The 12498-nt window shown below is 64.9% G+C and carries 8 protein-coding genes and 3 pseudogenes; 6 read left to right on the forward strand and 5 right to left on the reverse strand.

Features of this window, described 5'->3' with window-relative positions; genetic code table 11:
• Nucleotides 1-76: 76 nt before the first annotated feature.
• Together ACSKB9_RS25925 and ACSKB9_RS25930 are read left to right on the forward strand one after the other, a co-directional pair.
• Nucleotides 77-564, forward strand: a pseudogene (locus tag ACSKB9_RS25925) (Fur family transcriptional regulator).
• Nucleotides 565-794: 230 nt separating this feature from the next.
• A pseudogene (locus ACSKB9_RS25930) lies at nt 795-1750 on the forward strand (DMT family transporter).
• A 188-nt stretch (nt 1751-1938) separates the two neighbouring features.
• Here the strand turns inward: ACSKB9_RS25930 and ACSKB9_RS25935 are convergent.
• Together ACSKB9_RS25935 and ACSKB9_RS25940 are read right to left on the reverse strand one after the other, a co-directional pair.
• A complete protein-coding gene (locus ACSKB9_RS25935; protein ID WP_438076652.1) occupies nt 1939-3378 on the reverse strand; it encodes a DUF805 domain-containing protein in 1440 nt (479 codons plus the stop codon).
• A gap of 400 nt (nt 3379-3778) precedes the next feature.
• The gene (locus ACSKB9_RS25940) at nt 3779-4654 is read right to left on the reverse strand and encodes a sulfurtransferase (protein WP_438076654.1); all 876 of its coding nucleotides are present in this window, start codon (nt 4652-4654) and stop codon (nt 3779-3781) included.
• A 259-nt stretch (nt 4655-4913) separates the two neighbouring features.
• On the opposite strand from ACSKB9_RS25940, the pseudogene ispG reads away from it, so the two are divergent.
• The 3 genes and pseudogenes from ispG to ACSKB9_RS25955 all read left to right on the forward strand — a co-directional run bounded on the left by ispG (nt 4914) and on the right by ACSKB9_RS25955 (nt 8852).
• Nucleotides 4914-6204, forward strand: a pseudogene (gene ispG / locus ACSKB9_RS25945) (flavodoxin-dependent (E)-4-hydroxy-3-methylbut-2-enyl-diphosphate synthase).
• A gap of 250 nt (nt 6205-6454) precedes the next feature.
• Nucleotides 6455-7348, forward strand: a complete 894-nt coding sequence (locus ACSKB9_RS25950) for a TauD/TfdA dioxygenase family protein (protein WP_229192010.1) — start codon at nt 6455-6457, stop codon at nt 7346-7348.
• Nucleotides 7349-7511: 163 nt separating this feature from the next.
• Nucleotides 7512-8852 carry a Rieske 2Fe-2S domain-containing protein gene (locus tag ACSKB9_RS25955; RefSeq protein ID WP_438076656.1) on the forward strand — a complete coding sequence of 447 codons (1341 nt, stop codon included), beginning with the start codon at nt 7512-7514 and terminating at the stop codon, nt 8850-8852.
• Nucleotides 8853-9009: 157 nt separating this feature from the next.
• On the opposite strand, the gene ACSKB9_RS25960 is transcribed toward ACSKB9_RS25955, so the two are convergent.
• Together ACSKB9_RS25960 and ACSKB9_RS25965 are read right to left on the reverse strand one after the other, a co-directional pair.
• On the reverse strand, nt 9010-10617 hold the full coding sequence (locus ACSKB9_RS25960) for a Na+/H+ antiporter (RefSeq protein WP_225162684.1): 1608 nt from the start codon (nt 10615-10617) through the stop codon (nt 9010-9012).
• 108 nt (nt 10618-10725) lie between these two features.
• Nucleotides 10726-11100 (reverse strand): nuclear transport factor 2 family protein, encoded by a 375-nt coding sequence (locus ACSKB9_RS25965; protein ID WP_438076658.1) that lies wholly within the window; start codon nt 11098-11100, stop codon nt 10726-10728.
• A gap of 200 nt (nt 11101-11300) precedes the next feature.
• Between ACSKB9_RS25965 and ACSKB9_RS25970 the strand changes: the two genes are divergently transcribed.
• Nucleotides 11301-11735 carry a GFA family protein gene (locus ACSKB9_RS25970; RefSeq protein ID WP_438076660.1) on the forward strand — a complete coding sequence of 145 codons (435 nt, stop codon included), beginning with the start codon at nt 11301-11303 and terminating at the stop codon, nt 11733-11735.
• Nucleotides 11736-11813: 78 nt separating this feature from the next.
• Here the strand turns inward: ACSKB9_RS25970 and ACSKB9_RS25975 are convergent, their stop codons facing one another.
• On the reverse strand, nt 11814-12494 hold the full coding sequence (locus ACSKB9_RS25975) for a DUF1345 domain-containing protein (RefSeq protein ID WP_438076662.1): 681 nt from the start codon (nt 12492-12494) through the stop codon (nt 11814-11816).
• Nucleotides 12495-12498 lie beyond the last annotated feature (4 nt).

Below are 12498 nucleotides of genomic sequence, written 5' to 3' on the forward strand. Positions count from 1 at the left end.
GGCTGCAACGCGGCGGCGAACCGGGGTTGAGAGCCGGGCTTTGGGAACGGGCGCGCAAATGCTACATATCGAGGCAATGAGCCTGGCCAAGCCGACATTTCCTGCCCCGACCACGATCACGGCCGCTGCGCCGCGGACGCGATGGCGCATGCCGAGCAGGTGTGTGCGCGCCGCGGCCAGAAATTCACCCCGATCCGCCGTCAGGTGCTGCAGGCGCTGCTGTCGAGCCATCGCCCGCTCGGCGCCTATGAGGTGATCGACGAGCTGGCCAAGACGATGCCGCGGCCGGCACCGATTACCGTCTACCGCGCGCTCGACTTCCTGATGGAGAACGGCCTCGTCCACCGCATCGAGAGCCGCAACGCCTTCCTCGCCTGCGCGCATGACCATGACGAGACCTCGATGGTGGCGTTTTTGATCTGCGACCATTGCGGCTCGGTCGGCGAGATCCCGGCCGCCCCCGTCGCGCAAAGCCTGACCGCGGCGGCGCGGGCCTCGGGGTTCATCCCGAAACTCTCCGTCGTCGAGATCGCCGGCACCTGCGCGCATTGCCAGAAGACGTGATGGCGCGATGGTTTCAGCTAACTCGCACTGCTTTCGAGCTACCTCGCCCCGCTTGCGGGAGAGGTCGAAATTCGCGGTAGCGAATTTCGGGTGAGGGGGATTCTCCGCCTGCTCGTCTCTATCGAATTTGCGGCGACGGCCCCTCACCCCAACCCTCTCCCCGCAAGAGCGGGGCGAGGGAGCCCAACCGGCAATTAACAACACGGCACCAAGCCGGCCCGCGAGGAAACATGTCGACCCAAGCGATCTCCGCCAGCGTCACAAGGCCCGTCAGCGTCGGACACGGGCTGCCGCCCGGCGCCATCGCCGTGATGCTGATGCTGTGCGTGAGCTGGGGCTTCGACCAGCTCGCGGTCGAGCTTGCGCTGCCCGACGTGCCGCCGATGCTGCAGGCGATGATCCGCTCCGCCGGCGCGCTGCCGGTGATGCTGATCGTCGGCCACCTGCGCGGCGTCAAATTCTTCGAGCGCGACGGCACCCTCGTCCCCGGCATCATCGCCGGGCTGATGTTCGGCTGCGAGTTCGTGCTGATCTTCACCGGACTGGTCTTCACCTCGGCCTCGCGCGCCTCGGTGTTCCTCTACACCGCGCCGTTCTTCGTTGCGCTCGGCTCGCACCAGTTCCTCGGCGAGCGTCTCTGACCGTGCAGTGGAGCGGGCTTGCGCTGAGCTTTGCCGGCGTCGCGCTCGCGATCGGCGTGCCGCAGCCGAACGTCGATGCCAAGGTGCTGCTCGGCGACCTCATGGTGGTCGGCGGCGGCGCGCTGTGGGCGGCAACTACGCTGGTCGCCAAGGGCACGGGCTTGCGCAAGGCCGCGCCGGAAAAGGCGCTCGGCTACCAGGTCGCGATCTCGATTCCGATCCTCGGCCTCGCCGCCTGGATCGCGGGCGAGCGCATCGAGCATGTGCCGAGCGCGCTGTCGATCTCGCTGCTCGCCTATCAGGCGGTCTGGGTGGTGGGCTGCACGTTTGTCATCTGGTTCGCGATGGTGAAAACCTACTCCGCGAGCAAGCTGTCGGCCTTCACCTTCGTCACGCCACTGTTCGGCGTCGTCGCGGCCTATTTCATCATGCACGACACGCTGACGGCGGTGTTCGGCGTCGCCGCGCTGCTGGTGATCGCCGGGCTCTATCTCGTCAACAAGCCCGACCCGAAGGTGACGCCGGATCCCAACGTGCCGGCGTGAGGCTATCCTGGGTGCCGTGCGCTCGAACTCTCTCCCCGTCATGCTGAGGAGCGCGGAACGCGCGTCTCGAAGCACGACGGCCCAGCCGGCAGCCGGGCCGTTCATCCTTCGAGGCTCGCAAGAGCTCGCGCCTCAGGATGACGAGCAACGAGGAGCGGAATGCCGCAGACAACCGGAGCGCAATCCCGTTACATCATCCGCTCATGCATCTCGAAATCGACGTAGACCGGCGGAAGATGCAGCCCGCGGCCGGCAAGCATTTTTGCGCTCCCGGCTCCGAGATCGGTGACCTCGAGTGAGATGCCGAGCCCGTCCCGGTAGAGGATCGGCTGATAGCCCTTGATGATTCTCTGGCCGAACGCGGGATAGGGCGGCGCGCCATCGGAGAACGCGTGGCGGAATGCCTGGTAGAGCGTCGACGATCGCAGGGTCTCCATCGCGGCGCGCCCATGCCCTTCGGCAAGGCAGATGCGGATTCGGAAATAGGTGTTGTAGCTTTGATGCAGCTTCTCGATCGCAATGAATCCGGCTGCGCCCGCTCCGTCGAGCGCGTAATAGGCCGTCGTCCGATCCTGTTCCGGCGTCGCCGTCTCGGCCGCCTGCAACTGCTCTTTCTCCTTGCGCAGCAGGCCGGCAATGTCGGTCTGTCTCGCGTCCTTGCGCAGTTCAACTGCGCAATTGCAGACGATGCTGGTGCTTGCGCGATGGTTCAGGTCGATCTCCGCGCCGCCGTCCGGTAGGGCGTGCCAGCCGGCGGCCTCAAGTCGCGCCCCTGATCCGGAAAACAGCGCGTTGAATGGCGGTGAGGTGATGCCGTGTCCGTAACGCGCGCAGAGATCGACGACGATCCCGCACGCGGCGGTGACGCCGGGGTCGGTTTTGTCGGCGACGGCCGACGCCCCGCCATCCGCCGGGATCGCGAATACGGCCATGACGGCTTTGGAAAAACCGGAGACCTTGCGTTCCGCCTCTTGCCTGGCGAGCACGGCCGGATCAGGCGGAGGTGCTTCTGATGAATCGACGCCGGACCTCGCCCGTGCCGTCGAAGCGGTCTGCAGGCTTCGGCGGCCGAGTGCGGCGAGGAAGCAGAAGGCAGAGAAAGCAAAGGCGCAGGTCGCCGGGATCGCGGCGATCAATCCATACGGCACGTGCACGCCAAACCATGCCTCGATGCGATCCTGGACAGCGGAAAAGAAGTAGAAGATGACAAACGGCGCAACGGCGAAGAACACCGCAAGGCCGGTGGTCAGGCCACTGTCGTGGAAGCGCCGGGCCGTCACGGCAAACAGCGGCAGCGCTATTGCGACGGCGGCGTAGACCGTCTTGTCGAGTTGATGGGCTGCGAGCAGGAGCAGCAGACAAAAGCCGAAGAACCACCAGAACTCGGCGCGCGAAGCCCGTCCGGTGAAATCAGCATACTTCCTGAAACAGGTGGCGATCGACGCGGTGGGATGCACGACCATCTCCGGCAGACGGCAGCACTCTAGCGGCGAAGATTTACGTTTCCCTATTGCTGAGCGGACAATTGTGGCCTTCAGGCGCAATTGCGGACGGTATCGATTTACGTCAACATCGCCTCCACGAAGGCTCCCATGCGAGGGATGCCGTTGGAGGCGCGCCGATGCCAACCGATGCCACCGATGCAATTGAAGCCGGAATCCGGTCCGCGTTCACCGCATACTCCAAGGAGGATGATCCGGACTGGCGGAGCGCGTGCTGGATCAAGCCGGATGAGTGCTCCCACCTCGCACGGAGCATCCTGAAGGAATTGGCGGCCCGAGGCCTTGAGATCGTCAAGAAGCCGGCTTGATCGCCTCAAGACTCCGACGATTCATGTCGCGAGAATGCGGATGTATGCCTCATCGGCGCCCCAAACATTCAGCGTCGTCCTGGCGAAGGCCAGGACCCATTACCCCAATTGTCGGTTGTCGCGCGACGCTGGGGGCCGCTTTCCCGTTCACAAGCAAATTCGGTGGTTATGGGTCCTGGCCTTCGCCAGGACGACGGAGGAGACATCGCGCTTCCCCACTAACCCCTCTCGATTGGCAGGGACTCATCCTTCGCCCATTCGCCCATCGAGCCGTCATAGAGCGTGAGATTGTCGTAGCCGAGCCGATGCAACTGGAACAGGTCGATGGTCGCGGAGATGCCGCCGCCGCAATAGGCGACGACGCGCTTGTCCCTGGTGATGCCTTGCGCCGCGAAGGTTGCTTCGGCCTCCTCAAGCGGCACGAACGTCTTGGCCTTGGGATCGATCAGGGTCGCCGCCGGCACGCTGACGCTGCCGGGGATGCGGCCGGGCCGGCCGTAACGGCTCGGCTCCAGTCCCTTGTAGAACTGCGGGCCGAGCGCGTTGATGATGACGGTGTCGCCTTCCGCGGTCGCGGCGAGCACGTCATGCTTGTCGACGAACATGCCGTCCTTCGGCCGTGCCGGAAACGTCGCCGGCGGATAGCCGCCGGCAAGCCCGGTCTCGATGTCGCGTCCTTCGGCGGTCCACTTGTCGATGCCGCCGTCGAGCACCGCGGCACCCTCGAAGCCGAGCGAGCGCAGCATCCACCAGAACCGCGTCGCCCACATCGCGGTGCCGATCGAATAGAGCACGACGCGGCTGCCCGCCGAGATGCCGTGGCGGCCGAATGCCGCCTCGAGCTGCGCTGTCGGCGGCATCATGAAGCGCAGATGGGTATGGGCATCCGAGAACTCGGCCTGCAAATCCAGGAAATTCGCGCCCGGGATGTGGCCGGCCTCGAACGTCTGGCGGCCCGAGACGACAATATAGGGAGCGTTGCTGCCGGCGGGGGCCGGCTCCAGATAGGTCGTGCAGTCGAACAGGCGAAGGTCCGGCCGGGTCAGGATCTCGGCAAGTTCCGCCGTGGTGATCAGCTCGCTATGGCCGGCCATTTTGCGTCCTCCCGGTGTGTGTTTAACGGGATGCTAAGATGCGCCGGATCACATGAAAAGCTGTCACTTTGCCCTTTGATTCACCCCAATCCGGTCCAATATAGCTGGGCATGCAGGACGCCGCTGCATGGCTTGCATTTGGCCTCAATCGGCGCCATAAGCTATTGAATTCACTCCGAAACATGACCGTTAGGCCCGCCGCGCGCGAGGCCCATCGCCCCCTTGGTGAATGTCACCAAAACCTGATATTCGAGACGCCATGAACAAGCCCGAGATTTTGCCGCAAGACGACGTCGCCGGCCCCGCGCCGCGGCACCAAACCACGCAGGTCATGGTCGGCAACGTCGCCGTCGGCGGCGGTGCGCCGATCGTCGTGCAGTCGATGACCAACACCGACACCGCCGATGTGGACGGCACCATCGCCCAGGTTGCCGCGCTGTCTCGCGCCGGCTCCGAGATGGTCCGCATCACCGTCGACCGCGAGGAAGCCGCTGCCGCCGTGCCGCACATCCGTGACGGCCTGCGCAAGCGCGGCATCACCACGCCCCTGATCGGCGACTTCCACTATATCGGCCACAAGCTGCTCGCCGAATATCCGGCTTGCGCCGAGGCGCTCGACAAGTACCGCATCAATCCCGGCAATGTCGGCTTCAAGAACAAGCGCGATACGCAGTTCGCCGACATCATCGAGATCGCCAACAAGAACAACAAGCCGGTGCGCATCGGCGCCAATTGGGGTTCGCTCGACCAGCGAGCTGCTCACCAAGCTGATGGACGAGAATACGGCCTCGGCCAATCCGCGCGATGCCCGCGCGGTGACCCGCGAGGCGATGGTGCAGTCGGCGCTGCTGTCGGCCGCGCGTGCGCAAGAGCTCGGCATGCCGAAGAACAAGATCATCCTGTCGGCCAAAGTGTCGGCCGTGCAGGACCTGATCGCGGTCTATCAGGAAGTCGTGCGCCGCTCGGATTATGCGATCCATCTCGGCCTCACCGAGGCCGGCATGGGCTCGAAGGGCATCGTGGCCTCCTCGGCCGCGCTGGGCATCCTGCTGCAACAGGGCATCGGCGACACCATCCGCATCTCGCTGACGCCGGAGCCCGGCGGCGATCGCACGCTGGAAGTGCAGGTCGCGCAGGAATTGCTGCAGACCATGGGTTTCCGTACCTTCGTGCCGCTGGTTGCGGCATGCCCGGGCTGCGGCCGCACGACCTCGACCACGTTCCAGGAGCTGGCGCGCTCGATCCAGGATTTCATCCGCGACGAGATGCCGGCCTGGAAGACCGAGTATCCGGGCGTCGAGCAGCTCAACGTCGCGGTGATGGGCTGCATCGTCGACGGCCCGGGCGAATCCAAGCATGCCAATATCGGCATCTCGCTGCCCGGTACCGGCGAAGCGCCGGCCGCGCCTGTCTTCGTCGACGGCAAGAAGTTCCGCACCCTGCGCGGTCCGGGCATCGCCGCCGACTTCAAGGCTCTGGTGATCGACTATATCGACCAGCGCTACGGCAACGGCGCCAAGCTGCCGGAGCAGGCCGGCGCCGCGGAGTAGTTTCACTCCGCGCGTGACCCACACTCAACCGTCGTCCCGGCGAAGGCCGGGACCCAACCACAGGACGTGGTTGTGGCGCGAGATGCGGGTTACCAGCCTCCGCAAAACCCGATCCTGTGGTTATGGGTCCCGGATCTGCGCTCCGCTTCGCTACGCTTGTCCGGGACGACGGATATGCTTGCGGCGCAGATTGCGCTTCCGTCGATGCGCGTTACCATGCTCCCAATCAAGAATGATTGGGAGAACGCCCATGAGCTCGCTGTCCGGCAAGCAGGGTCCGCGCTATCGCCACCTCGCCGACCAATCCGAGCCCTATGAGACCATCGGCGTCGAGAAGCTGACGCCGATCATCGGCGCGGAAATCTCCGGCGTCGATATCGGCAAGCTGGTCGGCGACGATGCGCGCTCCAACCGCCAGATGGACGAGATCCATCGCGCGCTCGCCGAAAACCTCGTCATCTTCTTCCGCGACCAGCACATCAGCCCCGACCAGCATCTCGCCTTCGGCCGCAAGTTCGGCGAGCTGCATGTGCATCCCGCCGCGCCCAATGAGGGCGATCCGGCGCTGATGAAGATCTACGCCGACAAGGATTCCCCGCGCGCCAATGGCGAAGGCTGGCACACCGACGTGTCCTGCGACCTCGAGCCGCCGATGGGCTCGATCCTCTACATCAAGCAGTGCCCGCCGCGCGGCGGCGACACGCTGTTCGCCAACATGTACGCCGCCTATGAGGCGCTGTCGGACCGCATGAAGGCCTATCTCGACGGGCTGACCGCGCTGCATGATGGCGAACAGACCTATCGTGGCCTGTATGCGAACTACGGCGTCGCCGACAAACGGGAATATCCCCGCGCCGAGCATCCGATGGTTCGCACCCATCCGGTGACCGGCAAGAAATCGCTCTACGTCAATCGCGGCTTCACCCGCTTCATCGTCGGCATCCCGCGCGACGAGAGCGACGCCATGCTGGCCTATCTCTACCAGCACGCCGAGAATCCGCTGTTCCAGTGCCGCTTCCGCTGGACCGAGAACGCGATCGCGTTCTGGGACAACCGTTGCGCCCAGCATCGCGCGATGTGGGATTACTGGCCGCACACCCGCTCCGGCACCCGCGTCACCGTGAAGGGAGAGCGGCCGGTGTGAGATTTCGTAGGATGGGTAGAGCCAACGGGTCCGCGCAACGCGCGGCCCGATGATAAACTCAGCGAAACCCATCGTCTCATCGTGTGGCTCAAAAAGTTGATGGGTATCGCTGCGCTCCACCCATCCTACGAACTACAACGAAAATAAATTCGGGAGACCGCCCATGCTTCGCGCCGAGGACAACAAATTCCTCACCGAATCCGGTGAGGGGACCGGCATGGGCGAATTGCTGCGGCGGTTCTGGATTCCGGTGCTGCTGTCCGAAGAACTCCCGGAGCCGGACAGCGACCCGAAGAAGATCCTGGTGATGGGCGAGGAGCTGCTCGCCTTCCGCGACACGAGAGGCGTGGTCGGCGTCATCGACCAGTACTGCCCGCATCGCGGCGCCAATCTTTGGCTCGGCCGCAACGAGGAATGCGGCATCCGCTGCGTCTATCACGGCTGGAAGTTCGATACCGACGGCCGCTGCGTCGACATGCCGACCTCGTATCCCGACCTCAACGCAAAGGACCTGATCCGGATCAAGTCCTATCCGGTGCGCGAATGGGGTGACATGATCTGGGCCTATATGGGCCCGGCCGATCAGACGCCAGAACTGCCGGCGCTGGAGATGGCGCTGCTGCCGGCCTCGCACCGCTTCGTCACCAAGAAGTGGCAGGACTGCAACTGGGTGCAGGCGGTGGAAGGCTCGATCGACACCGCGCATTTCACCTTCGCGCATCTCTCCTTCGAGAAGGAGGAGAACGAGATCCTCGACATCAAGAAGCATTTCGTGAACCCGCTGACCCGGGTCGCGACCGATCACATGCGCTGGATCGCCGAGGACCCGCGCCCGGTGATCAAGATCAATCCGCATGAGGCCGGCCTCACGGTGGCGGGCGGACGGCTCACCGGTAGCGACAACATCTACTGGCGCATCGCCCAGTTCCTGATGCCGTTCCACAGCTACGCGCCGAGCTCGATGCCGGGCGAGAACATGTTCGGCCAGACCTTCGTGCCGGTCACCGACACCAATTGCTGGATCTACACCTATGCGTGGAATCCCCACCGGCCGCTGACCGATGCCGAGCGCGAAGGCTACGCCAACGGCAACGGCGTGATGGCTGTCGTCGACGAGAACTACGTGCCGCTGCGCAACAAGGCCAACGACTATCTGATCGACCGCAAGCTGCAGCGGACCAAAAGCTACACCGGCATCAAGGGCGTCTCTGAGCAGGACGCCGCGGTGCAGGACAGCCAGGGCCCGATCGCCGATCGTACCCGCGAGCATCTCGGCCCGACCGATCTCGGCATCATGCATTTCCGCAAGCTGGTCATGGAGGCGGCCCGCGCGCTGCAAAAGGGCGAGGCGCCGCCGCATGCTCAGCATCAGGACCGCTACACCGTGCGCTCCGGCGCCTGCGTCACCAGCAAGACCAAGGACCTCACCGCCGTCATGATCGAGCGGTTCGGCGACCCCGCCGGCTTCGTCGGCGGTCCCGGCCAGAACGCCGCGGCGGAGTAATCTCTGCTGTCGTCCCTGCGAAAGCAGGGACCCATAACCACCGTTGGATATTGTTGAGATGCGCTGTGGCCCCAACCTTCGCCAAGCCAGCGACGGTGGTTATGGGTCCCGGCCTTCGCCGGGACGACGTGAGGAGGGATACCGCGCGCTTCACGCGCTACAGCGGCATCCTGCGATACTCGCGGTTGGCGAGGCTGGCTTCCTCGAGGTCGAGGTCGCGCTCGATCCGCCGCCTGGTCTCGTCGGTGATCTTGCCGTCGCGCAGCAGCATATGGATGAACTTGCGCTCGGAGGCGATCAGCTCCCGCGTCAGCTCGGTGCCGGTGGCGGAGACGTCGTGCGTGTCGGGATTGAGCGAGTCGGGCAGCTGGTTGATCCGGATCTCGTGCCGCGAGCGCAAAAGCTTGATGACCTCGTCGGAAAGCTCGCGGTCGTCCGTGATGGCATCGAGCGACTTCAGCGCGGCGTTCAGCGCCTCGCGCCGCGCCGCGATCTCCTGCTCGTGCTCGGCGATGTGCTCGCTGCGTCCGTCCCTGGCGAGGCCGAGCCAGCGCACCACCGGCGGCAGAGTGAGGCCGAGCCCGACCAGCGTCACGAAGATCACACCGAAGGCGACGAACAGGATCAGGTCGCGATACGGGAAGGCATCGCCACTCGGCAAAGTCAGGGGCAGCGCCAGCGCCGCGGCGAGCGAGACCGCGCCGCGCACGCCGGTGAAGGCCACCACGAACACCGCCCGCCACGACGGCAGCGGATCGCGCTCGCTCACGCGGGCGCTGATCCAGCGCGGCAGATAGGTGCCGGGAAACACCCAGACGAAGCGCGCCACGATCACGATGACGGCGACCAGCACGGTGGCGGTGAGGATGTCGTGCAGCGGGAACGACTTCGACTTCTCGTACAGCGAGCGCATCTGGAAGCCGGTCAAGAGGAACAGCAGGCCCTCGATCAGATAGATGATCAGGTCCCAGAAGAAGATGCCCTGCAGGCGCGTCGCGGCCGAGATCAGCAGCGGTCCGTTCCAGCTCATGTAGAGGCCGCAGGCGACGGTCGCGATCACGCCGCTGCCGCCGAAATGCTCCGGGATCCAGTAGGCGAGATAGGGCGTGATCAGCGACAGCGTGATCTCGACCTGCGGATCCCTGGCGCGGCGGCGGGCGCGCAGGCTGAGCCAGCCGACCGCGGTGCCGAACGCGATCTCGCCGGCGACGATGACGAGGAATGTGCCGGTCGCCTTCGGCAGCGAGAACAGCCCGGTGGTGATCGCGGCGAGCGCGAAGCGGTAGAGGATCAGCGCGGTCGCGTCATTGGCGAGCCCTTCGCCCTCGAGCACCACCAGGATGCGGCGGGGCATGCCGAGCTTGCGGGCGATCGCCAGCGGGGCGACCACGTCCGGCGGCGCGACGATAGCGCCGAGCAGAAAGCCGATGCTCCAGGGCAGGCCGATCAGATAATGGGTCGCGGTTGCGACCATGAAGGCGGTGAAGATCACGCAGCCGACCGACAGCAGGATGATCGGCCGCAGGTTGGCCTTGAACTCGCGCCAGCTCATCGCGACGCTCGCCGAATAGATCAGCGGCGGCAGCACCACCAGCAGCACCAGCTCAGGCGGCAGTTCCAGCGACGGCATGCCCGGCACGAAGGCGAGCACGATGCCGACCAGCAGCAGCAGGATCGCGGGCGCGATATCGGTCCGCCGCGCCACCAGGGCGGTTCCCGCCAGCACGCCGAGCAAAGTGAGAAAAATCTGAAATTTGGCTTCCATAACGGGCTCAATTCGCCCGGAAACCGGTGCCAGTCAATGCGGTCCGGCCGGAGCCGGACCGCGGAGGGCGTGTCACAAAGCCGTCGCGGGCGCGCCGCGCCCGATCGATCAATCCCTGAGGTCGTAGCGGTAGGACTTCGAGACGATCTGCCAGCCGTCGGCGAGCTTCATCGCCACCAGATAGTCGGTGAAATAGCGCGGCGGCAGCTGGCAGCGCACCTTGATGAAGGCGGTGTTGTCGTCGGAGCGGTCGATGGTGACGATAAAATCCTCGCGCGGCTTGCCTTCGGCCTTCGCCGAGGTGCGCTTGCGCACCAAGGCAAGCCAGTCCGGCACGGTCAGGACCTTCAGCTCGCCCTTCTCCACCCAGCGCAAATCGGCGCTCGGATGAAAAGCCTTGGCGAGCTTGTCGGCATTGCTCTCGTAGAGACCGTCGAAATAGGTTTGCACGACGCTTTCGACGCTGGATCGATCTTGGCTCATTGGTTGGTCCTCCCGGCAGGATTGGATCGGCTGGAGCGTTTTCAAGCGAAGCGGGTGCCGGTTCGCGTGGAGAAAACGCGTCAGGCTCGAATCTAGAGCCCCGTTCCGATTCAATCGGAACGGAAAGGGCTCCAGGATTTAGCCATGAACCGCTAGATTGCGCCATGGCCGGCGACAAAATTCTGCGTGAGGGACGAGTTGTGACCGCATCTGCAAATTCGAACGAACATATCCTGACCGGCGAATGCTTCTGCCGCGACGTGCGCTACGAGGTGGCCGACGCGTTTGCCTATGCGCTCAATTGTCACTGCTCGAACTGCCGGCGCACCACGGGATCGGCGTTCAAGCCATTCGCGGGAATCGCGCGCGACAAATTCACCGTGGTCAGCGGTGCTAACGAGCTCCTGATCTATGGCGATGAACTCACCCACGACGCGCATTGCGGCCGCTGCGGCTCGCTGCTCTATTCGCTGGTCCGCGACGGCGCCTATGTCCATGTCGCGATGGGCACGCTGCGCGATGCGCCGGCGATCCGGCCGACCGCCCACATCTTCGTCGGCTCCAAGGCGCCGTGGTACGCGATAACGGACGATCTGCCGCAATATCAGGAGCACGTGACGCAAGGCGGGGAATAAATCCGCGCGACGTCATCGGCGTGCTGCTTGTCGTCCTTGCCGACCCCCTTGCGGACGGCATCTCATCAGGCGGCGCGACTAGATCGCGCTCGCGGCGATGTTTACCATCAGGGCGAGCAGCGCGGTGTTGAACACGAACGAGATGATGCCGTGCACGGTCGCGGTGCGGCGGATGATCTTGTCGGTGATGCCGACGTCGGAGACCTGCGCCGTCATGCCGATCACGAACGAGAAATAGACGAAGTCCCAGTAATCGGCGTCGGCATGTTCCTCGCCGTTCGGAAACTGCAGGCCGCCGGGCGTCTTGCCGCGGTAATACTCGTGGGCGTAGTGCAGCGCGAACGCGGTGTGCACCATGGCCCATGACAGCGTGATGGTGACGATTGCCAGCGCCAGTCCGGCCGGGCTGCCCTTTGATGCGCCGAGCTCGAACACGATGGCGGCGAGGCTCGCCAGCGCGCCGAACGCGGTCAGCAGCAGGATCAGGAAACGTCCGTCGTCCTGCAGGATGGCGCTTCGCTTGATATGGGCGACGCCACAGCGCAGCATCATCACATAGGCAAGCACGAGATACAGCGCGGCGAAGGCATCCCAGCCCGCGAGCAGGCGCGTGACGATGCGCGGTGCTCCCGGCACCAGCAGCGCAGCCAGGATACCGAAAGCGATCGAGCCGAAGGTGCGCGGCCGGCCCACGACGACGCGGACCGGCAGCGGCAGCTTGCGGAAGCGAACAAGGCGGTCGTCGATCTCCTTGTTCATTTCG

This window comes from Bradyrhizobium sp. BR 1433, assembly GCF_051547665.1.
GTDB lineage: Bacteria > Pseudomonadota > Alphaproteobacteria > Rhizobiales > Xanthobacteraceae > Bradyrhizobium > Bradyrhizobium australafricanum.

Bases quoted from the DNA above. Each gene is read 5' to 3' on its own strand.
- ACSKB9_RS25940 (WP_438076654.1), bottom strand. From the start codon at position 4,654: ATGGCCGGCCATAGCGAGCTGATCACCACGGCGGAACTTGCCGAGATC.
- ACSKB9_RS25950 (WP_229192010.1), top strand. From the start codon at position 6,455: ATGAGCTCGCTGTCCGGCAAGCAGGGTCCGCGCTATCGCCACCTCGCC.
- ACSKB9_RS25955 (WP_438076656.1), top strand. From the start codon at position 7,512: ATGCTTCGCGCCGAGGACAACAAATTCCTCACCGAATCCGGTGAGGGG.
- ACSKB9_RS25960 (WP_225162684.1), bottom strand. From the start codon at position 10,617: ATGGAAGCCAAATTTCAGATTTTTCTCACTTTGCTCGGCGTGCTGGCG.
- ACSKB9_RS25965 (WP_438076658.1), bottom strand. From the start codon at position 11,100: ATGAGCCAAGATCGATCCAGCGTCGAAAGCGTCGTGCAAACCTATTTC.
- ACSKB9_RS25975 (WP_438076662.1), bottom strand. From the start codon at position 12,494: ATGAACAAGGAGATCGACGACCGCCTTGTTCGCTTCCGCAAGCTGCCG.